This window comes from Paenibacillus sp. SYP-B3998, from assembly GCF_010820665.1.
Classification (GTDB): Bacteria; Bacillota; Bacilli; order Paenibacillales; family NBRC-103111; genus Paenibacillus_E.
In genome coordinates, this window is record NZ_JAAIKC010000005.1 from 141,471 (window position 1) to 165,944 (window position 24,474).

Annotated in this window: 26 protein-coding genes; 20 read left to right on the forward strand and 6 right to left on the reverse strand. The window is 47.2% G+C overall.

Going from position 1 to position 24,474, the window contains the following annotated elements:
* Positions 1-167 precede the first annotated feature (167 nt).
* The 8 genes from GK047_RS15335 to GK047_RS15370 all read left to right on the forward strand — a co-directional run bounded on the left by GK047_RS15335 (position 168) and on the right by GK047_RS15370 (position 7,945).
* Complete coding sequence (locus GK047_RS15335) at positions 168-1,532, forward strand: ABC transporter substrate-binding protein (RefSeq protein ID WP_163948246.1); 1,365 nt, start codon at positions 168-170, stop codon at positions 1,530-1,532.
* 93 nt (positions 1,533-1,625) lie between these two features.
* A complete protein-coding gene (locus GK047_RS15340) occupies positions 1,626-2,516 on the forward strand; it encodes a carbohydrate ABC transporter permease (protein ID WP_163948856.1) in 891 nt (296 codons plus the stop codon).
* A gap of 151 nt (positions 2,517-2,667) precedes the next feature.
* Positions 2,668-3,477: a carbohydrate ABC transporter permease gene (locus GK047_RS15345; RefSeq protein WP_163948860.1), complete on the forward strand. Its 810-nt coding sequence runs from the start codon at positions 2,668-2,670 to the stop codon at positions 3,475-3,477.
* A 20-nt stretch (positions 3,478-3,497) separates the two neighbouring features.
* Positions 3,498-4,358, forward strand: a complete 861-nt coding sequence (locus GK047_RS15350) for a metallophosphoesterase family protein (RefSeq protein ID WP_163948248.1) — start codon at positions 3,498-3,500, stop codon at positions 4,356-4,358.
* 13 nt (positions 4,359-4,371) lie between these two features.
* Entirely contained in the window at positions 4,372-5,571 is a 1,200-nt protein-coding gene (locus GK047_RS15355) for a Gfo/Idh/MocA family protein (protein WP_163948251.1), read from the forward strand.
* Between the two features lie 13 nt (positions 5,572-5,584).
* The gene (locus tag GK047_RS30190; protein WP_163948253.1) at positions 5,585-6,109 is read left to right on the forward strand and encodes a GNAT family N-acetyltransferase; all 525 of its coding nucleotides are present in this window, start codon (positions 5,585-5,587) and stop codon (positions 6,107-6,109) included.
* A gap of 28 nt (positions 6,110-6,137) precedes the next feature.
* Positions 6,138-6,962, forward strand: coding sequence for an AraC family transcriptional regulator (locus tag GK047_RS15365; protein ID WP_163948257.1), 825 nt, complete (start codon positions 6,138-6,140; stop codon positions 6,960-6,962).
* Positions 6,963-7,084: 122 nt separating this feature from the next.
* Positions 7,085-7,945 carry a DUF6923 family protein gene (locus GK047_RS15370; RefSeq protein WP_163948260.1) on the forward strand — a complete coding sequence of 287 codons (861 nt, stop codon included), beginning with the start codon at positions 7,085-7,087 and terminating at the stop codon, positions 7,943-7,945.
* A gap of 158 nt (positions 7,946-8,103) precedes the next feature.
* Here GK047_RS15370 and GK047_RS15375 read toward each other — a convergent pair whose 3' ends face one another.
* Entirely contained in the window at positions 8,104-8,919 is an 816-nt protein-coding gene (locus GK047_RS15375; RefSeq protein ID WP_163948263.1) for an alpha/beta fold hydrolase, read from the reverse strand.
* A gap of 105 nt (positions 8,920-9,024) precedes the next feature.
* Between GK047_RS15375 and GK047_RS15380 the strand changes: the two genes are divergently transcribed.
* From GK047_RS15380 to GK047_RS15415, 8 genes are all read left to right on the forward strand, one after another.
* Positions 9,025-9,984 (forward strand): helix-turn-helix transcriptional regulator, encoded by a 960-nt coding sequence (locus GK047_RS15380; RefSeq protein WP_163948266.1) that lies wholly within the window; start codon positions 9,025-9,027, stop codon positions 9,982-9,984.
* A 68-nt stretch (positions 9,985-10,052) separates the two neighbouring features.
* The gene (locus GK047_RS15385) at positions 10,053-10,592 is read left to right on the forward strand and encodes a TetR/AcrR family transcriptional regulator (protein WP_163948269.1); all 540 of its coding nucleotides are present in this window, start codon (positions 10,053-10,055) and stop codon (positions 10,590-10,592) included.
* A gap of 89 nt (positions 10,593-10,681) precedes the next feature.
* Positions 10,682-11,131, forward strand: a complete 450-nt coding sequence (locus GK047_RS15390) for a hypothetical protein (protein WP_163948271.1) — start codon at positions 10,682-10,684, stop codon at positions 11,129-11,131.
* Between the two features lie 6 nt (positions 11,132-11,137).
* A complete protein-coding gene (locus tag GK047_RS15395) occupies positions 11,138-11,506 on the forward strand; it encodes a DUF6463 family protein (RefSeq protein ID WP_163948274.1) in 369 nt (122 codons plus the stop codon).
* Between the two features lie 283 nt (positions 11,507-11,789).
* On the forward strand, positions 11,790-12,233 hold the full coding sequence (locus tag GK047_RS15400) for a MarR family winged helix-turn-helix transcriptional regulator (protein ID WP_163948278.1): 444 nt from the start codon (positions 11,790-11,792) through the stop codon (positions 12,231-12,233).
* Positions 12,234-12,314: 81 nt separating this feature from the next.
* Positions 12,315-12,968 carry a nitroreductase family protein gene (locus GK047_RS15405; protein WP_163948282.1) on the forward strand — a complete coding sequence of 218 codons (654 nt, stop codon included), beginning with the start codon at positions 12,315-12,317 and terminating at the stop codon, positions 12,966-12,968.
* Positions 12,969-13,015: 47 nt separating this feature from the next.
* Complete coding sequence (locus tag GK047_RS15410) at positions 13,016-13,969, forward strand: ring-cleaving dioxygenase (protein ID WP_163948285.1); 954 nt, start codon at positions 13,016-13,018, stop codon at positions 13,967-13,969.
* Positions 13,966-14,574 carry an alpha/beta hydrolase gene (locus GK047_RS15415; RefSeq protein ID WP_163948287.1) on the forward strand — a complete coding sequence of 203 codons (609 nt, stop codon included), beginning with the start codon at positions 13,966-13,968 and terminating at the stop codon, positions 14,572-14,574. The genes GK047_RS15410 and GK047_RS15415 overlap by 4 nt, the downstream gene beginning before the upstream one ends.
* Positions 14,575-14,655: 81 nt before the next feature.
* Here GK047_RS15415 and GK047_RS15420 read toward each other — a convergent pair whose 3' ends face one another.
* Positions 14,656-15,510 carry a helix-turn-helix transcriptional regulator gene (locus GK047_RS15420; RefSeq protein ID WP_163948290.1) on the reverse strand — a complete coding sequence of 285 codons (855 nt, stop codon included), beginning with the start codon at positions 15,508-15,510 and terminating at the stop codon, positions 14,656-14,658.
* A gap of 93 nt (positions 15,511-15,603) precedes the next feature.
* Here GK047_RS15420 and GK047_RS15425 point away from each other — a divergent pair, with 93 nt between their 5' ends.
* From GK047_RS15425 to GK047_RS15435, 3 genes are read left to right on the forward strand one after another with little or no spacing between them, the layout of a single operon-like run.
* The gene (locus GK047_RS15425; RefSeq protein ID WP_163948293.1) at positions 15,604-16,668 is read left to right on the forward strand and encodes a Gfo/Idh/MocA family protein; all 1,065 of its coding nucleotides are present in this window, start codon (positions 15,604-15,606) and stop codon (positions 16,666-16,668) included.
* A 34-nt stretch (positions 16,669-16,702) separates the two neighbouring features.
* A complete protein-coding gene (locus GK047_RS15430) occupies positions 16,703-17,560 on the forward strand; it encodes a sugar phosphate isomerase/epimerase family protein (RefSeq protein ID WP_163948296.1) in 858 nt (285 codons plus the stop codon).
* Between the two features lie 43 nt (positions 17,561-17,603).
* Positions 17,604-18,479 (forward strand): sugar phosphate isomerase/epimerase family protein, encoded by an 876-nt coding sequence (locus GK047_RS15435; protein WP_163948299.1) that lies wholly within the window; start codon positions 17,604-17,606, stop codon positions 18,477-18,479.
* An 83-nt stretch (positions 18,480-18,562) separates the two neighbouring features.
* Here the strand turns inward: GK047_RS15435 and GK047_RS15440 are convergent, their stop codons facing one another.
* The 4 genes from GK047_RS15440 to GK047_RS15455 form a co-directional block, all read right to left on the reverse strand.
* Positions 18,563-19,282 carry an SDR family oxidoreductase gene (locus tag GK047_RS15440; protein ID WP_163948301.1) on the reverse strand — a complete coding sequence of 240 codons (720 nt, stop codon included), beginning with the start codon at positions 19,280-19,282 and terminating at the stop codon, positions 18,563-18,565.
* Complete coding sequence (locus GK047_RS15445; protein WP_163948304.1) at positions 19,279-20,853, reverse strand: PucR family transcriptional regulator; 1,575 nt, start codon at positions 20,851-20,853, stop codon at positions 19,279-19,281. Before GK047_RS15445 ends, GK047_RS15440 begins: the two co-directional genes overlap by 4 nt.
* Positions 20,854-21,077: 224 nt before the next feature.
* On the reverse strand, positions 21,078-22,277 hold the full coding sequence (locus GK047_RS15450; RefSeq protein ID WP_163948306.1) for an MFS transporter: 1,200 nt from the start codon (positions 22,275-22,277) through the stop codon (positions 21,078-21,080).
* A gap of 79 nt (positions 22,278-22,356) precedes the next feature.
* Positions 22,357-23,364 carry an LLM class flavin-dependent oxidoreductase gene (locus GK047_RS15455; protein WP_163948308.1) on the reverse strand — a complete coding sequence of 336 codons (1,008 nt, stop codon included), beginning with the start codon at positions 23,362-23,364 and terminating at the stop codon, positions 22,357-22,359.
* A gap of 341 nt (positions 23,365-23,705) precedes the next feature.
* On the opposite strand from GK047_RS15455, the gene GK047_RS15460 reads away from it, so the two are divergent.
* A complete protein-coding gene (locus GK047_RS15460) occupies positions 23,706-24,425 on the forward strand; it encodes a 3-ketoacyl-ACP reductase (RefSeq protein ID WP_163948310.1) in 720 nt (239 codons plus the stop codon).
* Positions 24,426-24,474: the final 49 nt, after the last annotated feature.

Below are 24,474 nucleotides of genomic sequence, written 5' to 3' on the forward strand. Positions count from 1 at the left end.
TGCTCCTTTATTTGCACGATATAATTCCGCCTCTGCGGGATACTGTCCGCTATCAAGATAAACAATCGGTCAAAGTCGGTCATGTCCAAGCAGACACCCGCCATTTATACTAATCCTGAAAGGCGAAATCATTCCGATGCGAGATAGAAAAAGGAGAGAAACGACCCATGAGAAAGCACTTAAAATGGATCCTGCTGCCTACCGCTGGACTCACGCTTCTAGCAGGCTGCGGCCAAACGGCAGGTACAAGTTCAACGGCTAGTCCTAGTTCGGCTTCCCCCTCTGCTGCTGCAACATCTGCGGCAAGCGCCAAAGCGGCGAGCGAGCCTGTGGAATTAACCTTTTATTACCCTGTTAACGTCGGCGGTCCAGTCATGAAAGTGATTGACAGCATGACGAACAAGTTCATGGAGTCTCATCCGAACATCAAGGTGAAGCCTGTCTACACAGGGAACTACGGGGACAATACGATCAAAATTCAGTCTGGCATTCAAGCGAAGCAACCGCCCGATATAGCCGTTATGATGTCGACGGAACTGTACTCGATGCTGGATTCCAACGCAATTATCCCGCTGGATGATTTTATTGCGAAAGACCCCAGCATCAACGTGAAAGATTTCTATCCAGCTTTCGTCGAGGATACGCAAACTGGCGGTAAAACCTATAGCCTGCCGTTCCAACGCAGCACGATTGTTTTGTATTACAACAAGCAAATGTTCAAGGAAGCTGGACTCGATCCCGAGAAGCCGCCGAAAACGTGGGATGATCTAATCGACTATGCGAAAAAGCTGAAAAGAGATGGACATGCAGGTCTGGAAATCCCGGGAAATGATGATTCCTATTGGATGCTTCAACTCTTTGCGCTGCAGAACCATACCGATCCTAAGGTGAATCTCATGTCCTCTGACGGGAAGAAAGTCTTATTCGACCAGCCAGAGAATGTGGAAGCTCTACAATTCTGGTTGGATCTGTCCCGCAAGCATAAGGTCATGGCAGAAGGTATTATCGATTGGGCAACGGTGCCGACCGATTTCATCCAAGGTAAAACAGCGATGATGGTGCATACGAGCGGTAACCTGACGAATGTAAAAAACAACGCAAAATTTGATTTCGGGGTTGCTTTCCCACCGATGAAGAAACAGTTTGGTTCACCGACGGGCGGCGGTAACTTATATATTTTCAAAGATACGGAGCCGAAGAAACAAGCGGCAGCTTGGGAGTTCGCGAAGTTCATGACAGAACCGGAACAAGCCGCACAATTCAGCGTTGGCACAGGTTACGTCGGTGTGCGTAAATCGGCTTTCGATACAGAGACGATGAAGAAATACGCAGCGAGCTTTCCGCAAGCGCTTGTCGCTCGCGATCAGCTTGAATATGCTCATGCGGAGCTGTCCACACATAATCATGGCAAGGTATCTACGGCTTTGACGAACCAGATTCAAGCGGTGTTGGCGGGAACGATTGATCCGGCAGGAGCCTTGAAGAAAGCTCAGGAAGAAGCGGAACGCGCACTAGCTCCTTTCAATAAGTAACAACGACTGCTAATGAATGTCATGACCCATCGCTCCTGCGCGAATACCGCATCTGTGGTGGGCATGGCTTTCAAGGAAGGAGAGAATGCCGCTATGAATGCGATTTGGGGCGAGAGGATAAAGCGTAATGGCTGGGGCTGGGGCTTGCTGCTCCCTTCACTGCTCATCCTGGGCCTGTTCACCTATTATCCGATCTTGAAGACCGTATGGCTTAGCCTGTATCAGAAGGATTTGGCGACGCCAGTTCCAGTCTTTAACGGTTTGGGCAACTACGCCGCGATGCTGGAAGATCCCGTGTTTATCAAAGTGTTTATTAACAATCTCTGGTTTGCCCTTGGTACGGTACCGACTTCGATGGCGCTTGCTTTTATCATGGCATTATTCGCTGATAAGGTTATCCGGGGGCGGGGATTCATTCGATTCGCTTATTTCTATCCAAATATGATTCCTATGATTGCTGTAGCTAATATTTGGTTGTTTCTCTATACGCCCAAGTTTGGCTTGCTGGCCCATCTAGCTTCTTGGTTTAGTCAACGAGAGGTAAGTTTGCTCGGCCAACCGGGGACGGTTATGGGTGCAATGATCGTAATGATCATTTGGAAGGAAGCGGGCTATTTCATGCTTTTCTATTTAGCCGCTTTGCAGCAAATACCTAAGGATTTATACGAATCTGCCGCTGTGGACGGCGTTAGTAGGATGAAAGTGTTGTGGCGCATCACAATTCCGCTCACCATGCCAACCACGCTGTTCGTTGCCGTCGTTGCCGTTACGAATGCCTTCAAGCTGGTCGATCACCTTTGGATCATGACAAAAGGGGGGCCAGATAACGCCAGCAGTTTGCTTCTTTATTACATCTACGATACCGCGTTTAGTTATTATGACCAAGGAATGGGAGCGGCGATGACGGTCGTTTTAGTCGTGCTGCTGCTGATCGTATCATCGCTGCAATTTTTCGGGCTGGATCGCAAAATCCATTACGATTAAGAATCGGTTATGGATTTTGCGATTTCCCTCGGAAAACGTTAGGAGGAATAGAATGAATCATCAGATCGAGGTGCAGCTTGGGCGCAAGGGAACGCAAAGCCGCCGCAAGCCTGCGGCATTACGAACACCTACTGCCTCAAATGCAGGCCCAATGATCGCAAAAGCGTTATGGCATACGATTATGTATGCGCTTGGCCTTTTGTGGTTAATTCCTATGGCTTGGGTAGCCTGGACAGCTTTTCGTCCCAAAGACGCTGCGTTAGGTTTCCATTGGTCGTGGGATTGGACCTTGGATAATTTTATAACGGTATGGCACGCTGCGCCATTCGGACAGTATTATCTGAATACGTTTATCATCACAAGCGGCGTGCTTGGTGTGCAACTGATTAGTTTGACACTAGCCGCTTACGCTTTTGCTCGCGTTCGGTTTGTCGGACGCGATATCGTATTCATCCTTTTTTTGGTGCAAATTATGGTACCACCAGATGTCCTTATTTTTTCCAATTATCACGTGCTGAAAGAGATTGGCTTGCTGGATACGAAGCTGGGCATTATGCTGCCTTATTTTGCTTCTTCGTTTGGCATCTTTTTGCTGCGGCAGGCTTTCAAGCAGATCCCTTATGAGCTGGAGGAAGCGGCGCGCGTTGAAGGATGCTCTCGGATGGGGACGCTATGGCGGATTTATGTGCCGTTGTCACGGCCAGTTTATGTTTCCTTCGCTGTTGTTTCGGTCAGCTACCACTGGAATAATTTCTTGTGGCCGCTCATTGTGACGAACTCAGTGAACAATCGCCCGCTTACGGTCGGGTTAGCGCTTTTCGCCAAATCATCGGAGTCTGGCGGACAGTGGACGGAGGTATGCGCGGCCACATTACTAGTCGTAGCGCCAATTTTCATCGGATTTATGTTGTTTCAGCGGCAGTTTATCAGCAGTTTCATGCATTCAGGTATTAAGGGCTAGCAGACAGGAGGCATATTCAGATGAAAATTGCGTTGATTGGAGATCTTCATTATCCATCGGTGGTCATTAACCGCCCAGAGGTGCTGAAAGCGCGCGATGCTTTCTTTGAGCATCTGTTAACGGCATTTTTGCAAACGGAAGCGGACTTTCACATTTCCATTGGAGATTTGACTAATGTGGGAGAGTTGTCGGAGTTTGCTTATGTGTTTAATAAAGTTCAGAGCTGTGGTGAACGTGTCCGGTTCATTCACGTCATGGGTAATCATGACACCTACACCAATGCTAAGGCGGAGGTGCTGGCGGCGACAGGACAGGAGCCATACGGCTTGATCGAAGCAGATGAGGCTAACCTCATCCTGCTGGATACGGCGCGTGAAACGGTAACGGATTGGAGCGGGTTTATGGAAGACGAGCAGCTGGCATGGCTTGAAAATGCTGTGCGTCAGCATCCCGATAAGCCGCTGCTGGTGTTTGCCCATCATCCGATATACGGGACAACAGCTCGTTCACAAGAAACGATGATGTCGCTGCATGAGTCCGTTGATCTGCGGTCCATTCTGAATCAGCATAACGGAACTGGTTTGTATTTTAACGGCCATAATCATATCAATTCTATTGTTGAAGAGGCGGGCTGGTATTACGTTCAGACGGCGGCTCCCTTAGATATGCCTGCATTTCGCCTCATCACGATTCAAAATGGGCAGGTTGATGTTGAACTTGTCCAGCTGGAAGACGAGAAAGTAAAGGAATGGGCGGACATCGTTAGCCGACACATGCCTTTCTATGAACCCTATGCGCCTGCCGCAGGAGATGAGTTCTCCTTGAGCTTGTCCGTTCGGACGAAGCAAGGGTATTCGATTGTTGACGAAGCTAGCAGATAGGAGGAATCACGTCATGCAGATTCAACCGCTTCGGCTCGCTATCGTTGGAGGCAATCGGGGCAGCCGCTTGGACCAGGTGCTTCAAGTTATGGCCGATCAGATCGAATTGGTGGCAATTTGTGATGTAAATGAAGATTTATTGCAAGCATGGGAGAGCCATTATCCCGGCGTTAAAACGTATTTGGACTATTGGCGCATGCTGGAGGATGAAAGCATTGAAGCGGTGTATATCGCTAGTCCGATGGCTTTTCATGCGCGGCAATCGATTGAAGCTTTGCAAGCTGGGAAGCATGTGCTGAGTGAGGTTCTAGCTATTCAGACTTTGGAGGAAGCGTGGGAACTCATAGAGGCTGTGGAAAGATCGGGCCTCTGCTATATGATGGCCGAAAACTACTGCTTCTCTCGCTCCGTATTGACGATTGGCCATCTGATCGAACAGGGACATATGGGGAAGCTCACCTACATGGAGGGTGGTTACATCCATGATTGCCGTCACTTGATTGCACAGCCGGACGGTTCGTTAACCTGGCGAGGACAGCTGCATCAGACCTACAATGGCATGAATTATCCAACCCATTCATTAGGCCCTCTTGCGCATTGGCTTAACGCGGATAAAGCGGGAGGAGGCGATCGGTTGAAGCAATTGACTGGCTTCGCGTCTCCAGCCAAATCGCTGCAAAATTACTTCCATGAGCACCATGGAAGCGAGCATCCTGCCGCGCAAAATGGCTACTGGCGGCAAGGCGACTCCTCTGTCGTCGTCATCCAGACACAGAACGACGTATTGCTTACCTTACGGGTCGATTGGACGTCTGCGCGACCTCCCAATCCTACGCATTATGTCGTGCAGGGGACGGAAGGCGCTTATCTATCAGGCCGCCACGAACAAGAAGCAGACTGGATATGGTTGAATGGTTTATCTCCTAAAGAAGCGGATGGCCAAACAGCTGTGTGGGAGTCTCTTAGCAGTTATCAGCCGCGGTTCGATCATCCATTATGGCAGGAATGGGGTCATGAAGCATCCCAATTCAGGCATGGCGGCGGCGACTTCCTCGTTTATGTGGAGTTTGTCTCTGCTATTCGGGAACAGCGTGCTCCGAAGGTTGATGTTTATGATGCAGTGACTTGGAGCTCCGTATTTGCTTTATCGACGGAATCGGTAGCAGCTGGCGGTAAGTCCATGTTATTCCCGAATTTCAAGTCGAAGGATTGAGAGGCGTGAACGCGTGAACGAATCCTTATCGAAGCTGGTTATGCTTAAGGCAGACTTAGATAACCTACCAGATCTTGAGCTTCCGCGGGGGTATAGCCTCCGCCATTTTGAACTAAGTGACACAGCCGTATGGGAACATATCATTCAGCTTTCTTTTCAAAGAAGTATCGCTTTTCAAGCTAAGATAGGCGGTCTGCCATACTATCAAGCTGAGCGTGTGCTGTTCATTTGCTTTGGGATGCAGCCTGTAGCCACCGCAACGGCATGGGAGACGGAGCTGATGCCGGGCAGTCAAGTGGGATATCTGCACATGGTTGGAGCCCTGCCTGAGTTTGCGGGCCGAGGTCTCGGTTATGCCGCGACGCTCGCAGCGCTGCATCGTATGCAGGCTGAACATAGGACCGAGGCCGTACTGGAAACAGATGATTTCCGGCTTCCTGCGATTCGCGTTTACTGGAAACTGGGCTTTCGTCCCCTGTACAGAGATGAAAGCCATGATCACAGATGGGAACATATCCTGAAACTCATTCAGAAGTAATGGATGGGATGTCTGAGTAAATAGGGTGATGGATTTGAAGCAACCTGTTTTTTCTAGCGAAGGGCTGGGGTGGGATCATGTTCGCTTCTCCAAATGGCAGAGCGTTCCCCCACATTTGATGGACGATGAAGTCATAGATACTAATCAAGTTGTAACCATTTATGGCTGCTCCAACGGCTCATCCGGAGGCGGAGATATCCAAATTTGTCCTCATGGTTATCCATATAGGTACATAAGCCATGGTTTTTCTCTGTTTATCATCGAAATCGTCCCCTCATTTATGGATCAGATTGCTTACGAGTCTGGATTCGGCTTACCAGGAGCGGTGGAAATCCAATATAAGGTTTGCTTGCAGGACGCTAAGTTATGGCAGCTTGGCACTTGGATGCTGGAAGAGGTTAAAAGTGGGGGGGTCAACAGCAGTATGTACCGTGAGTCCTTGGCGACGATGACAGTCCTTCATTTACTCCAGTATTATTCTTCAAGCGTTCGTCCAGCCGCGCTCCCTGGTGGGTCTACCTATCAGCAAATAGCTGAAGTCATTCAGTATATGCGGGAGAATCTCGATACGGAAATTGCCCTTACCCAATTAGCATCGGTAGCTAATGTGAGCTCGCCCCATTTGATTCGTCTCTTTAAAAAGCAAACCGGGTACACCCCCCATCAATATTTTATCCGCATGCGGGTAGAACGCTCCAAAGTTCTTCTGCAATCCGGCAAAGACAGCTTGAAAGCAATCGCCAGCCTAGCGGGATTCGCTGATCAGGGTCATTTTACGAGACTTTTTAAACGTTTCACGGGCATCACGCCGATGCAGTATGCGAATGAACTCACGGTTAGGGAGCATTTATGAAAACTAAACAAAAGAGGATACTTTTGTTCAATGATTTACGCGTTTTGTTCAATAGCAAATGAGCTAAAAGCCTTACGCTATAGAAGAGTCAGATGAAGCAAAATTCTAAGGAGGAATGAATTATGAAAATGGTTAAGAAACTTTCAATGCTCGCAGTAGGTACAATGTTGCTAGGTTCCCTAACAGGTGTAGCGTCTGCGGCGCAAGCAACAGATCAGGCTTCGGTTGCTCCTGCAGTTTCTGTTACTGCTTCTACGTGGCACCAGACTTCTAGCCAAACTTTTTGGGTGCTTGATGCGCTTGAGCGAGGGCAAGGGGTCACATCAGACGGAAGCGGCTTTATTTTCAACTCCAACTTTGGCTTGTTGCGCACTAGTGTTGATGGCAAGAGTGTTCAGGCGAGAAATACCGGAGCCATTCCTTCGGAAATCTCTAACCTAGGCGGCAACCACATTGGCGACATTAGTTATTACAACGGTAAAATTTACGCTCCTATTGAAGACAGTGAGCATTACGAGCATCCTTTCATCGCTCTCTTTGATGCACAAACACTGAAATATACAGGCACGTCCTATGCACTTCCATTAAACCTGCACAAAGGCGGTGTACCTTGGGTAGCTGTCGATGCGCAGCGTGGCCAAGTCTATACAGCACAATGGAGCAATGCCACTGTCCTTAATGTGTTCAGTCTTGCTGATATGCAGCTGATTAAGACAGTTCCACTGACACAAAGCATTGATCGTATTCAGGGCGCGGAAATGTATAATGGTCTCTTGTATGCATCTTCTGACAACAGCACGAAATCCGTCTTAACAATCGATCCCGATACAGGTAACGTGGCGGTTGCGTTTGACCGTAACTTGCCTAGCGGCACAGAAGCTCAAGGGATTGCCGTGCTTCCAACCGCTAATGGAGCTGCTCTGCACATTCTAGAAGTAGGCTCGAACCGTGTCAGCGTAAACTTTAGACATTACGCTCAGTAAGCTTTCGGTTCGTAGTTCGTATCTACGGCGCAGCAGCTTAAGATCCTGCCAATAAAGGGTTGCCCCATCAGTCATTGTCAATGACGAGGGGCACCTTTTTTTGACGCCTAGCGTAGTAAGCTGTTTTGACAGGATGGACGTTGAAGATACAAGGTGCTTTAAATTAGCTCATCGAGGAATTTTTTTACAACTTGATAAAAACCGTTTAGGTTATCAGAATGGACACCGTGACCGCATTCTTCAAAAACTTCAAGTTTTGTGTTTGGTCTTCGTGATACCATAAGTTCGGCTTGGCTCAAGTCTAATATGAAGCTTTTTTTACCATGAATAAGCAAAATAGGACAAGATGAAGATAGCCAGTCTTCCCACCAAATCCCATTTACGTTTTGTTGAGAAATTCTCATCCCTTTTAAATCAGAACGAAATCCCCAACCTTCTTCATCCTTAAACACGCTTTCTGAAAAATAATTGATGGCTTTAAGTCCTGCACGTTCAAGTGATTCTCTCAGTTCCTCTAATGAAGATGAACGTTTGGGGAGCTTCTCAGCAAAGGATAGGTCAGAGTTAATTTCTACACCAACGTCTTCCACAATAACAGCTTTGACAAATTCAGGGTAGCGAGAGGCAAACTGATAAGCGTTTACTCCGCCTAAAGAATGGCCCAATATAGTTACAGGTTGTCCGCCCAGCTCTACACGAATAAAGTTAAGAATATCTTTCATGTAGCTTTCTCTTGAGTAATCCGCTTCAGGAGAATGTTCACTCCAACCATGACCACGTTGGTCTAAACCAATAACTCGCCAATCTTTGAATTTAGACGCTAATTCTGAAAATGTTCTTGCATCATTCATATGTCCATGTAACATGAGTAATACATTTTGACTCTCTCCACCAAAGTCAAGGTAAGAGAGTCTAATATTACCTGATTTGAAATATTGTCTTGTTGTCAAAAGATTGTCCTGAGAATTAAGCATGCCATTTCCTCCGTTTGCTTCTGGATAATATTCAACTTGATTTCATATCAACTATAACAGATAATAGTGACAGATATTGTCATAATTAAAAAATGGAGCATAGCCATGTCTAAATCAAAAAGAATTATGGAATTAATGATGACCGTCAACCAAAAACGTAAGTTTACAGTCAAGGAACTTTCTCGAGAGTTTGGCGTTTCACAAAGAACGATATTAAGGGATTTACAAGAATTGAGTGAATTAGGGGTGCCCTTATATTCTGAAGTGGGACCTCATGGTGGTTACCGAGTGTTGAAGGAAAGGATCCTGCCTCCTATTGCCTTCTCCGAGGAAGAAGCCATCGCCATATTTTTTGCGATTCATGCACTTCGTCACTATTCATCCCTTCCTTTTGAAACGGAATCTTCTTCGGCATTGAGCAAATTTTATTATTATATGCCACAAGACATCCGGGATCGTATTGATCAAATGAAGAACCGTGTTGATTTTGTAACTCCTACCAGGCAAATCAGTTCTCCCTATTTATCCATCTTGCTCGACGCAGCCATACAGCAAAAAGTCTTACTCATAGATTACGAATCTCGAGAAAAACGATCAAATCGGGAGATACAACCAATTGGAATCTATACAAGGAACGGTCTATGGTACTGTCCTGCCTATTGTTGCCAGAACGATGATATTCGTGTGTTTCGGTGTGACCGAATACATTCTGTTGTTCATTCGGCATTAAAACCGATGGATCTTCGGCATCTTGACCTTGAAAATAGAGACTTGAATAGTCTGGTGGAGCAGGAGTATGTTACACTTTTTGCGGAACTGACAAAAGAGGGTGTCCAAGCGTGCGAGGCTGAGCCTTGGCCGGTACCCAAGCTTCATATTCGGCAGGATGGAACTGGTTGGCTTGAAGGTAACATTCGGAAGAGTGACATTCAGTTTTTTGCAAAGTTTTTCATTGGCTTAGGCAATGAAGTGACGGTGGAAAATCCACCAGAGCTTTTGGATAGTATAAAAAGGAATTTATCCGAACTCATGGCCAAATATGTGATGGGGGGAAACTTGTGTTGATTTTTGGGTGCAGGATGATGTATGATTGCAACATACGATGACGTATGTTTTAGAGGTGAGTGAGAAGCATGCAGCTAACGAGTGACGATTGGATTAGAGCGGGACTAGAGACGTTATCGCAATCGGGGATTGCTTCCGTCAAAATTGAAGCCATCGCTCGAAAACTAAAAATCAGCAAGGGAAGCTTTTATCACTATTTCAGAGACCGTGCCGAGTTGCTTGAAGCGATGTTTTTCTATTGGGAAGTGCACTTAACCAGAGAGGTCATTCGTGAGATGGAGAACAGCGGCATGTCTGCTAAAGAACAATTTCAGGCATTGGTGTACGGAAGTTTCTCGCATACGATCAGATTGCAGTCAGCCATACTCGCCTGGGCCAATCAAGATGAACAGATTGCGGAGCGAGTGAAGGAGATTGAGCAAGAGCGTGTGCAGTACATTGAAAGGTTGTTCAACGAAATGGGCCTTCCTCCCGCTGAATCCAAAGTGCGAGCGGAGATTAGTTACTTTACATTCCTCGGTTGGATCGACCGGAGCAGCAGGAATCCGGCATTGAAGACAACCCAGTTGGCTGATGCGTTTATTAACTTCATCACACAGATGTCCTAGCGCCTTTTAAATTTGATTTAAAAGGTTTTTCTGTAAACAAAACATACGTATACGTATTTTTACATCCATTATTTGAGGAGGAACATACAGTGAGAAGCTTATTAAAGCTCGGCGGTTATTGCAATCTGGTCATTTCCCTACTGCATATTGCGGGATTATTCTGGGCGAAGGAAATGTTCCGAGTAACGGGTGTCTCAGAGCCCATGGGCCAATTATCAGCGCTTCACAGTTCGCTGCCTTATTTATTAACAGCATTCGTGGCTATTATATTTGCCCTATTTGGCATCTACGCGATCTATGCGGAAGATGAACGTATCAAGCTTCCTTTTAAGCAAAACGTGATTTATGGCATTGCTATCATTTATTTCCTACGGGGGTTTGGAGAATGGATCGCGCATGCTGCTCTTCATTCTGTGAATGCTACTGAGACACTATATTCGAGTATAGCGATTGCAATCGGGGCTATGTATGGCTTGGGTGGATGGTACCTTTTCAAAAAAACGAAAACGATTCATCAAACGAAAGAAATTCGGAGGTGATCTGCGATGCGGATTTGGAAATATAGCGGTATATATATGATTGCAACAGGAATCATCCATAATGTTGTTGGTTTTATCGCGGGTTGGGATGTACTGGGTCTTATGGCGCAAGATGGATTGTTTAATTCGGTGACTAATCAGCCTGATCGGAACTACATATTTTGGTTCCTATCCATCGGCTTCTTTTGGATGATTCTCGGGCATGCGTTTCACAAGTATCTGTTAGCATACAATCAAGCGCTGCCAGCTATATTCGGGTGGTACATACTCCTTTTCGCCATTATTGGTTGCGTGTTAATGCCCGCATCAGGGATCTGGCTGTTTATCCCGCAAGCTATCATTATTATCTTAGCTAAGCGCAATATAGTGAGGTAGTAGGAATTTGCAGGAATTTTAATTCCGCATGTATCTCAGCCCTCCTTTTCCCTGTATAGAGATTGGTTTTTAATAACATTCTAATGAATCTGGCCGTTGTCGGCTGGGTTTTTCTTGTATGTTGACGCTATCGGCAAGTAGGTTTATGCAGGTTGCGAGCTAAGTCATATATGCGATAAGAATTTTGGGTTGACATTTATCTACAATTAAAGTATCTTTAAATTAAGAGTTAACAAATTAAGATTTAAACATAAACAAAAGCAAGTAGAAAGAGGTGAACAGGATGGCGAATTCGAAAGATGACTCATTAAATCTCTTTATTGCCCTTTCCAGAGCGAGCCAATGGGTAAATGCGCATGCGGATCAGGATATTCGCAAGCATGGGCTGAATCGAACTGAATTTGGAGTTCTTGAGCTGCTCTATCACAAAGGGGCTCAGCCGATTCAACAAATTGGTTGCAAGGTGCTTATGAGCAGCGGCAACATTACGTATGTCGTCGATAAGTTGGAGCAGAAGCAATTCGTGTCTCGCAGAACGTCGACTGAAGACAGGCGTCTCATTTATGCTGAGATTACGGATAAAGGCAGGCAATTCATCGAAGACGCATTTCCCAAGCATATCGATGTCATTGATCAGGCTGTAGCTGGTCTTACGTCCGAAGAGAAGAGAGTCGCCAGTGAGCTGCTCAAGAAGCTCGGCAAATTCGCGCAGGATGCTTTTAAGTAGTTTACCCCGCAGAGGGAAATCAATTACAATGGTTTCTGACCTATATCTTAAATTGAAGATACTTAATTTGGAGGAATAATCATGACAAACAATACGAACGAACTTAACGAGCTTAATCTTATTTCACTTTTAAAAGCACGTAGATCTGCTAATAAATTTCATCCTGGTGTGGACATACTGGATGAAGAATTGGACGAAATATTCAACCTTGTGAAGTTCGCCCCATCTGCTTTTAATTTGCAGCATGCGCACTATGTCGTCGTCAAAAATCCAGACCTTAAGAACCAACTCTATGAGGCTGCTAACAAACAATACAAAGTTCAAACCGCATCAGCCGTGATTGTTGTGCTGGGAAATAAGGATGCTTACAAAGAAGTAGGTCGCATCAACGAAGGACTTCTGGCGTTAGGCGTCATTAGCAAACAGGAATATGACATGACTGTTGATTCGGTCGTGAGCTTCTATGAAGGAAGAGGCGATGGATTCAAGCGGGAAGAAGCGATTCGCAACGCTAGTCTTTCCGCTATGCTCTTGATGCTGATTGCTAAAGAAAAAGGATGGGATACTTGTCCCATGATCGGTTTTGATCCGGAAGCAGTGCGTTCTGCATTGAATATCCCAGAATCCCATGTCCCTGCCCTTCTTATCACAATTGGTAGAGAGGATACATCCAGCCAACGCCCACGCGGCTACAGGAAGCCTGTTCGTGAGTTTGTTAGCTATAACTCATTTTAATTATTGAACTGATTAAAGATAAATCAATTAATAAGGAGATGGATAAGATGACAGAACAGCAGACAGCAGGAATCCACCATATCACAGCTTTTGTGCAAAATGCGCAGGAAACCGTTGACTTTTATGCGGGTGTTCTTGGACTGCGAATGATTAAAAAAACGATTAATTTCGATGCGCCAGAAGTATATCACCTGTATTTCGGGAATGAGCTGGGAAGTCCGGGCACCATTATTACCTTTTTCCCTTGGGCCCATTCTCGTAAAGGACGCATTGGCGGTGGTCAAGTAGGGATTACTTCTTATGTTGTCCCTACAGGCAGCTTATCGTTTTGGGAAGAACGGTTAGCACAGTTTAATATTCCTTTTGAAAAAGTTACGAGATTCTCGGAAACGTATCTTCAATTTGCAGATCGCGACGGCCTTCAGCTTGAGATTGTTGAGCGTGAGGAAGGTCCTAGGAGTCAGTGGTCTTTCGGCGGTGTACCGGTTGATAGAGCGATTAAAGGTTTCGGAGGAGCAGTGCTCTACAGTACAGATCCCACACAAACAGCTCACTTGCTCAAGCAGGTGATGGGACTTCAGAAAGTAGGGCAAGAAGGGGCCTATGCCCGCTTTAAATCTACTGGTGACTTAGGGAACATGATTGATTTGAATGTTTCTCCAATGGCGAGTGGCGTCGGCGGCGCCGGTACGGTGCATCATATTGCCTGGCGTGCCAAAGATGACGCGGAGCACGCGCTGTGGAGAAGTCACGTCACGAATCATGGCTTCCATCCAACACCGATTGTGGATCGCCAGTACTTCAATGCGATTTATTTCCGCGAGGAAGGCGGTATATTGTTCGAGATTGCGACGGATCCTCCAGGGTTCTCGCGGGATGAGCAACCAGAAGCGCTTGGTGAGAAATTGATGCTGCCGGAATGGTTTGAAGGCAATCGTTCGCAAATTGAAAGTAATTTGCCTCCCATTCAAGTGCGTGTATTGGAGGCGGGCAAATCATGAAGCACATCTTCCAGCAAGGTTCAGATTCTAGTGCGCCTGTGCTTGTACTTTTTCACGGAACGGGAGGCACCGAGCAGGATCTTTTGCCGCTAGCGCAAACCGTTGCGCCATCCTCGTCTGTGCTGAGTGTCAGAGGTAATGTGCTTGAAAATGGCATGCCGCGATTTTTTCGTCGATTGGCAGAGGGCATCTTCGATGAGGAGGATCTGCTCTTTCGCACCCAAGAATTGAATGAGTTCCTTGATCAAGCCGCTGAAGAGCATGGTTTTGATCGTCATAACCTCGTAGCCATCGGGTACTCGAACGGCGCTAATATTGCCGGCAGCCTCTTATTCCATTATCCGGGCGCGCTGCGGGGAGCGATCCTCCATCACCCGATGGTGCCGCGGCGCGGCGTGCAGCTGCCTGATCTCTCTGCTGTACCGATTTTCCTTGGCGCTGGCGAAAATGATCCGATTTGTCCTCCCCAAGAGACGGAGGAACTTCAGAAGCTGTTAAGCGATGCAGGCGCACCCGTTGTTGTTCATTGGGAACGGGCTGGGCATCAGCTTACACACTCAGAAGTTGGCGCAGCAGCAGCGTGGTATAAGCAGACTTTTGTATGAAGATACACTTACGTTTAATTTAAAAGGTCAGGCTGAGAGCCCAGCTCACCAAGTGGTGAGGATGGGTTCTTTGCTGTCTTTTTAGACGTCGGTACGGAAATGCTGGGGTGAAACGCCTACGTATTTTTTGAACAGCCGGGAAAAGTAGAAAACATCTTTAAACCCAAGCGATACCGCGGTTTCCTTCACGGATTGATGGGTGTTGAGCAGCATATTTTTGGCTTCTGAGATTTTGAGGCGATGGACATATTCATTGAGCGAATAGCCTGTCGCTTTGTGAATCATCCGACGTAGTGTGGACAACGAAATATGATGGCGCTCGCAAACCTCAGCCGCATCAAACGGGTGGTGTATAGAAGCGGAAATATCATCCAACAACTTGGTCATAGGGTCTGCGGAGGGTTCGCGAAGCCGCGGTTGGCTGCTTAGGACGAGCTCATACAAGAAGGATTCCAGAAGTAAAGCAGCTCGGTCCAGATTGGCGGGATCGCCGCTTTCCATGAGCATGAAAATGCGGTCGATTTTACTTTGCTGCGCGTCATCGGTACCTATTTGGTGAACTTTATCCAGTTCAGTTAGCCAGGTATCAAGCCATTCTTGAAGGCGGGACCCTTCAACGGTGAAATAGAATTCGTCCCAGGTCTCGTTATGAGCAGGTCCATAGTCAAAGACTGCACCAGGGAAGAAGAAAAAGAAGCTGCCTTTTCCGACCTTCATCTGTTCTCCGTTATTAATCCGATAGGTGCCCGAGCCACCGGCGATGTAGACAAGCGCATAATGCTGAAAGCTGGCTGTGCGTCTATACAGCTTACGATTAGGCAGATGACCAACGGAGATCATGGCGAGTGATTTGATGTTAAGCTTGCTTTTATCTGTCGTGCGATCAATAATACGGATCGGTTTGGAACTGATCGTATAGTCCATGTAAGTGGTCATAATGGGTATTCTACCTCCTAGAAGGTGCGTGGTATTCTGATTGTATAATGCGAATGTTCATTATCGCAACTTTACTACGAGGATGTGTCACTCATGATCGTAAAAAAAAGTAAAATCGGCATTATTGGCCTCGGATCGATATCCGACATGCACTTGAAATCCTATCAGAAGCTAGAAGAAGTGGAAGTATTTGCGGTTTGCGATTTAAATCAAGAGCGTGCGGAAGAAAAAGCGAAGCAGTACGGAGCGTCGCATGTTTATACAAATTACAAGGATCTCTTAGCGAATCCAGAAATAGAAGCTGTTAGCATTTGTACATGGAACAACTCGCATGCGGAGATCAGCATTGCTGCTTTGCATGCAGGCAAGCATGTTTTGGTCGAGAAACCGTTGTGCCGCACTGTCGAGGAAGCGCTTCAAATTGAAGCCGCTGTACGTGAAACTGGCAAGACGCTGCAAGTGGGCTTCGTACGCCGTTACGATACGAACGCGCAGCTCGTGAAGCGCTTCATCAATAATGGGGAGCTGGGAGAAGTCTATTATGCAAAAGCCTCCTGTATACGCAGGCTGGGCAATCCAGGGGGCTGGTTTGCTGACAAGGAACGTTCTGGTGGCGGGCCGCTTATTGATCTAGGCGTCCACGTTATCGATGTGTGCTGGTATTTGATGGGGAGACCCAAGCCAGTGTCTGTCAGTGGAAATACCTATAAGAAGTTAGGTAATCGCGCTCATATTCGCAATCTTTCCTTCTATCAAGCTGCGGACTACGACCCAAGTGTGAATGGTGTCGAGGATATGGCCAACGCGTTGATTCGTTTCGAGAATGGTGCATCCTTGCTTGTAGATGTGAGCTTTACGCTGCATGCGAAGAAGGATGAGATTTCGGTGAAATTATACGGGGATCAAGGCGGTGTTGAGCTGGAGCCGGAACTGTTGCTCGTTACAGAAAAGCATGACACGATCTTGAATATAACGCCTCAAACTGACAATAAATCGATCAATATTGACGAAGCATTCTATAACGAAGTGAGCCACTTCGTCTCCTGCTGCCGAACAGGGAGCACGCCGATCAGTCCAGTTGAGGATGGGCTGACGATGATGAAAATCCTATGCGCCATTTATGAGTCAGCAGCCAAAGGGACGGAAATTCAGCTATAAATAATCCATCATAAGGAAGATGAGGGCGAAAAGGATGAAACTAGGCGTCAGTTCATATAGCTTGTACGGTGCTTTGCAGTCTGGGGAACTAGATATTTTGGGTGTTATCGATTGGGTTGCCGATCATGGAGGCGAGCATATTGAGATTGTGCCAGTTGGCTTCGAATTGGCAGGCAAGCCGGAGTTAGCCGACGCCATTCGCAGCAAAGCGAAGTCGCGTGGAATCGATGTATCGAATTATGCGATTGGGGCTAATTTTGCTACGGAGACGAAAGAGGCTTACGAGCAGGAGATCGCTCGAGTCAAGGCGGAAGTTGATCTTGCAGCCAGATTAGGCGTGAAGCTGATGCGTCATGATGTCGCAACAAGCAAGGACACTTCGATCCAGAACTTTCATCGCGAATTAGATCGTTTGACGGAGGCAGCTAGACAAATTGCCGATTATGCCGCGCAATACGACATCGTGACGAGTATTGAAAACCACGGTTATTTCGTACAAGCCAGTGATCGGGTGCAAGCTCTGATTCAAGCGGTAGATCGCCCTAACTTCCGCACTACGTTAGATGTCGGCAACTTCCTGTGCGTTGATGAGGATCCTGTTGCTGCAGTCAAGAAAAACTTGCCATACGCATCTATGGTGCATGTGAAAGACTTTTACCGTCGTCCCTCTTATTTGAACCCGGGAGAAGGCTGGTTTAAGAGCACAAGCGGCAACTATTTACGTGGGGCCATCTTCGGTCATGGAGATATCGACATGAGGGAAGTGCTTCGCCAGGTTAAAGGTTCCGGCTACGATGGTTATATTTCACTTGAATTTGAAGGCCTCGAAGAATGTAAAAATGGTACGAAGATCGGTTTGAGCAATGTCAGACGTATGTGGGATGAAATCTAAAATCGAATAGCTATCTGTAATTAAGCGTGTAGGAGGCGATGAAATGAAGCTAGTTAATCCAATTGGTATTATGGTCGACAGCCTGAAATTAGGCTTGTATGAGGGACTGAAGAAAGCCAAGGAGCTGGGCGCTGACGGCGTTCAGATCTACGCAGTCAAAGGAGAGATGGAACCCTCGAATTTATCCGCTGCGACGCGGAAGGAATTGAAGGCTTACGTGGCCTCGCTAGGGCTTGATATCTCGGCGCTTTGCGGCGATCTCGCTGGTCATGGCTTTCAGGATCAGCAGGCAAATCCCCTGAAAATTGAGACGTCCAAGCGCATACTGGATCTGGCCGTCGAGCTCGGTACGAAGGTCGTAACGACGCATATTGGTGTTGTGCCTGAGCAGGTAAATGATCCGATTTACGAAACGATGCAACGTGCTTGTGAGGAGCTTGGCGTGTACGCTAAGAGTATGGGCGCCTATTTCGCGGTCGAAACAGGGCCTGAAAGAGCTGCACATCTGAAACAATTCCTCGATTCGCTTAGTACGGACGGGGTCTCCGTTAATTTTGATCCAGCGAACATGGTTATGGTTACAGGCGACGATCCCGTGCAGGGCGTATACACGTTGAAGAATTACATTGTTCATACGCACGTGAAAGACGGCATTCGTCTAAGGGAAGTGGACGCGCGCGAGGTATATGGAGGCTTAGGCTACGAGCCTATGAGCCATGAACGCATTGCCGAGGATGCCGCTTCTGGAGCGACGTACCGCGAGCTTGCTTTAGGCGAAGGACATGTCGATTTCGCACGTTACTTCGCAGCTTTGAAAGATATTGGCTATACTGGCTATTTAACCATCGAACGGGAAGTCAAAGAAAACCCGGAGCGTGATATTGCCAAGGCGATCGACTTTATTCGCGGGTATAAATAAAATGAGAATCCCCCACTAGCCAATATGGCTGGTGAGGGATTTTTATTTGTGGAAAGTAGGATGTCAGAGGTAACTAACAGCGACTATCGCAGGATGTATCCGCCATCTGGGAATAGTGTACTGCCAGTCGTGTACCCATTTGTCATTAAGTAAAGGACGGTGTGCGCCGCTTCCGCAGCCGTGCCGACTCTACCGAGCAGACACATATCGTTGTAGGCATGATAGGCTTCTAGTCGTTTCGCTGCACTAGCTCCCTCCCAATTGAAATTGGTGAGGATCGTTCCGGGGGAAACGACATTCACTCTTACGGGTGCAAGCTCAACCGCGAGCGCTTTGCCGAGGCTTTCGATAGCGCCGTTGCAAGCTGCATACGAAGCTCCGTCACTAAGCGGGCGTTGCCCGAACGCGCCTGACATGAGAACGATCGACCCGTTGCGTGAGAGGTAAGGGACGGCATATTTGGCCGCATTGTATTGGGGCCAGAATTTGCCCTTAAAGCAGCTATGCGCAATGTCGGCATCAGAGGTAATGGGTCCTCTGACATAGGAGGCGCCAGGCGTAAACAAGTGATCGAACTCACCCACATGTTCAAAAAAGGCTTTCAGCTGATCTTCGTTTTGGTTATCCAATTGATAGATTTCCACAGCATCGCTAGCTAGACGCTCTTTGGCGAGTTCAAGCTTCTCCTGGGAACGGCCGGCAATAATAAGAGAGGCTCCTTGCTGTAGCGCTTGTTGGGCCGTAGCCAGTCCAATACCGGAGCTTCCACCGATGATAACAATACGTTGGTTCGTTAACGTCATTTGTAATCCTCCTCTTTTTCCTGCAAAAAATGGGTTTGCTTCATCTGTCGTGCCTTGCCATAGCGAATGGCTAAGTCTAGTCGAAACCGGGTTTCCGCATCATGGATATTGGTTTGTAAAATTTCAGTAACCCGTTCCAGTCGATATAACACAGAGTTGCGGTGAATGAACATCTCTTCAGCAACTTGCTTCGTATTGCCCATTCTCAAAAAAGATTCAAGTGTAGACAGCAAATTAGTACCCGCCTCAAGGTCATAACGTGCTAGAGGTTCGATAAGCTCTTGATATAGCTGGGCCAAAACCGGATGATCCGATACATCCAGAAGGAAGTGTTCCACCCAGATGTCATGAAAATGGACGACGGTTCGTTTAGGCAAGCTTTGCCCGCCAAGGGCCAAAGCCTTTTGTGCCTCCACACAACTGGCATGAAGATCAACCCAACGTTCGCGTGTTGCCCCTACGCCACACTTGAGCGTAACATCGGCAACGAGCTCTTCAGCCTGCTGATTGAGTTCCTTGACATACGATTCAATGACTCGTTGTAGTGAACTTTGTTCCTCGCTGTTGGTGGTACAAAGAATGAGAAGGCAGCCGTTAATCGCTACAGCTTGGCGTGCATGGTTGCCGTGTTGGTTAATGGTATCGGTTAGGGAGGTATAGAGCCTAGTTGCTTCCTCTGAGGTAATTTCCATTGAACCAAAGGCTTCAATGGCGATCACATAGAGATATTTTCCCGAAGGCATGCCTAGCTGCTGAGCTCGGTAGTGCAGTAAGTTTTCTTGTTGGCGCGTTCCGGACAGGAGTTCTACAAGAAATAATTCTTGTTCCCGCGTACGGTGCAGTTGCTGAGACTGGCGAATGGTAAACTCAATCCCCAACACCATGACTGCATGCTCCAGACACATCCGTTCAAAATGCTCGCTGTCGGCAAGTTCCCGTGTAATGGCGAGTGAGCCCCATATTCGGTTGCCAACACGAACCTCGCGTGTTTCGACGGTGTTTTTTGGGTGGAATGAAGAGGTGCTGCTTTCCATATCGCCGTCTCGATTCAACACAGCAACTTCGCAAACAAGAAGTTTGCCAATTAACACAACCAGTTCGGCAAAGTGCCGATTTAGCACCATGTTCGTAAATTGTTGATTAACCTCTTGTACCTCCCGCAACATATAAGCTTGCCGTTGGAGGATATGATCCATAATGGAGTGGGTCATATCCATAAAAGGAATGTCAAGCGGGATATCGAACAGTGGGATATTGTATAGGTTACTTTTCTGAACCGCTTCAGAGGGTACTTCGTGTAGAAATCGCTTCGTTTTGATACCAACCGCAGATCCGCCCACACGATGCATCTCATCGAGAAGCCGACCGAGCATAGAGGGCTCGTGTCGAAACGAATAGCCGGTAGTTAGAATCAGCTCGTTTGGTCGAAGCCAACCCGTAAGGTCGGGCATTTCCATATTGTCTACATATAAAATCTCATTCGACAGGCCATTTTTACCACCGATGACTTCTGCTCCGCGGAAGAGAGGGATTTGCAGCAAGCTTGTTACAGTGAAGGGTGTGTTCTCCATAGGGTGCCCCGCTAATTCCTACTGATTTAGTATGTAATAAATATAACAAACTTTTGCTGCGCTTTGTATAGGATACACTCTAAAAAAATGGGAGTTGATTTGTGCTGCTGCACAAGGAGGCGAAAATGGAGGAAAAGGAGAAGTAGGGATCTAAATAATTCAAAAAACCCATGTAGCCGATCCCTTGATGAAAAGGAAACGGCTTCATGGGGCTAGATTGAACTTTAATTTATGTTTGCTCTGCGTTCATACATATAGAGAATGATTGCAAGAATAAGCCCGAGTGCGGTCAAGATGGAACCAATCCAAGGTAAGGACGTGAGACCAATATGCGTAATGCCCCATCCTCCGAGAAAAGCGCCTCCTGCATTCCCTAGGTTCAACGCAGAATGCGTGGAGGTAGCTGCAAGCTCAGGTGCTTCTTTGGCTAGGTTCATGATACGGAGCTGGATACCTGGCAAAATGCCGAAGGCTGCGATACCCCAGACAAAGAGGGTAATGATGGCAGCTACAGGGATTTTATCAGTGAAAGCAAATGCGGCAAGGATCAGGGCTAAGGCAGCAAGATTCACGAGTAAGGAAGGCATCAGCTTCCAGTCGGCTAGCCTTCCGCCAAGTATATTGCCAAGTGTAACGCCAAAGCCGAATAAAACTAAGATCCACGTCACGCTGCGCTCAGAGAAACCGGTGACTTCGATAAGGATAGGTGCAATATAAGTGAATACGGTAAACAAGCTGCTGCATCCCAAGGCGCCAATAAGTAGAACAAGCAGCAGCTTGGGCTGCACCAAAGCGCGGACTTGCTGTAGTAGGCTTGTATTCGTTTTCTGTTGAATATGTGGAATGAAGATAAGGATACCTATAAGTGAAATAATACCCATAATAACTACGGAACCGAATGACGCACGCCAACCCAAATGCTGACCAATAAATGTTCCTAGAGGTACACCGATGATATTGGCAATGGTCAGGCCAGCCATCATGACCGATACGGCGCTCGCTCGTTTATCCGGCCTGACAAGATTTGCGGCAATAACAGACCCCACACCGAAGAAGGTCCCGTGCGCAAGTGCGGAAATTAAACGGGCAATCATGACCGTGCCATAATTAGGTGCAACAACGGCTAGGAGGTTGCCGAGGATGAAAATAACCATTAGCAGGCATAATAAGCGCTTTTGGGGCAGGCGATGCGTAAGCATAGCTAGAATAGGGGCGCCAAAAGCAACGCCTAACGCATAGCTGGTGATTAACTGTCCAGCTTGTGAAATGCTGACATTCAAGTCTGTGGCGACGTTAGGCAAAATGCCCATAATGACAAACTCGGTCATCCCGATGGCGAAAGCGCCTACGGTTAAAGAGAAGAGTGAGATGGGGAAACGTCCATTGTCGGCGGCGTTCCCCTGCAAAGCATGAGACGAATTCATTATGATTCTTTCCAACCTTTCTCATTGCAAAAAGCTGCTGATCCAAAAGAGCAGATTCAGTCTGAGGATTGCTTGCGATTTACTTATTAGCCTCGATTTCGTTAACCAATTCAGCGACAATTTCATACGATTTCAGGCGAGCCGCATGATCGTATATTTGGCCAGCAATGATCCATTCGTCAGCCGCAGTTTGCTGCTGAAGCGTACGGAGCTTAGCGCGAATAGTCTCTTTACTTCCAACGATAGAAAAGCTTAAGCTTTTTTGAACGTACGCTTTTTCTTGTTCGCTCCATAAGGCTTCCATGTCGTCCACGGGAGGTTTCAACATGCCTGGTCGACCGCGGACGATGTTCAGGAACTGCTGCTGCTGCGAAGTAGCCAGCCAACGTGCTTGTTCGTCGGTGTCGGCTGCAATGATGTTAATGCCCACCATTGCGTGTGGCTTCGCCAACGCTTCGGAAGGACGGAAGTTGCTGCGATACAGCTCCAGAGCTGGCAGCAGATAGTCAGGGGCGAAATGGCTGGCAAAGGCGAAGGGCAAGCCGAGTTGTCCGGCCAGTTGTGCGCTGAAGCCACTGGAGCCAAGAAGCCAGATCGGTATATCGAGGCCTTCCCCAGGAACGGCTCGCACATTCGGTATGGCCGTGCCTAGGCTCGGATTGAGATAGCCTCGCAATTCGCTAAGCAGCTCAGGGAAATCATGCCCATCACTGGTCAAGCCGCGGCGCAGTGCCCTAGCGGCAGGCTGGTCCGAGCCAGGAGCTCGTCCCAAACCCAGATCGATTCGTCCCGGATACAACGATTCCAGTGTTCCGAACTGCTCGGCAATAACGAGAGGAGCGTGATTAGGCAGCATGATACCGCCGGATCCGACGCGGATCTTCGTTGTCCCGCCAGCTACATAACCAATAATTAATGAAGTGGCAGAGCTTGAAATGCCAGGCATATTGTGGTGCTCAGCCAGCCAGTAGCGATGGTAGCCCCATTTTTCAGCGTGTTGAGCCAAATCGAGCGAACGATGAAAAGAATCTCTAGGCGTTCCGCCTTCAACGACGGGAGCTAGATCTAAAATAGATACAGGTATCATAACAGGAATAACCTCCTAAATAATAAGTAAAATAAAAACTCTCATCAAAAATCTATCGTTCACTATATATTAGACCTTATGGTTTGATAAACAAGTACTTACTTTTTTGTGTCTTAGTATACTTTTTATACTGTGTATGTTAGAATGTCGGGTTGTTTCTTCTTGCTTTTACAAAACTTTCATATGGTGAAAATCGTATAGAAGTTGCTGGGTTAACATTTTTTGTGTAATATCAGGCATGAATCGTTTGACCGCCCATAATAGTATGCGTAATCTTAGGTTGTAAATGGGAATCCTGATGGGGACGCCTTTCATAAATAGAATGATGAGGAGAGATTCATATGAATTTACACAATAAAACAGCAATCATTACAGGTGCCGGAAAAGGCATCGGGAAAGCGACTGCGATCGCATTAGCAAAAGAAGGCGTAAATTTGGGTCTAATTTCCAGAAGTAGCGCTGACCTAGAATCCCTTCAACAAGCGCTCATGAGCACATGTGGCGTCAAAGTGTACATTGCGACAGCTGATATTGCTAATAAAGATGAAGTCGAGCAAGCCATCGAAGCGCTAATTCAGGAAATGGGCTCTATCGATATCTTGCTCAACAATGCGGGCGTTGCCCAATTCGGAACACTCGTTGACATGGATTCCGATCAATGGGAGCGCATTATTCAAACGAATCTAATGGGAACGTACTATGTGACTCGTGCTGTTTTGCCAATAATGATTGCTCAAAGCAGCGGAAATATTATTAATATTGCCTCAACCGCAGGAGAGCGGGGTTTTGCAACAGGTTCTGCTTACTGCGCTTCGAAGTTTGCCGTCCTGGGGATGACAGAAGCCCTCATGCAAGAGGTTCGCAAATCTAACATTCGGGTTACGGCTCTGACGCCGAGTACGGTGAATACAGAACTGGCGGTAAACGCAGGTCTATCTATCGGTGATGAGGATCGTATGATGCAAGCGGAAGATGTGGCTGAGCTTGTTCTGGCAACCTTGAAGCTTCCGCAGCGGGTATTCATCAGAAACGCGGGGATCTGGACAACAAATCCTCAATAAATTTGGTTCTACATGAATTCTCTTACCCAAAAACGCCGCCATCCCCACG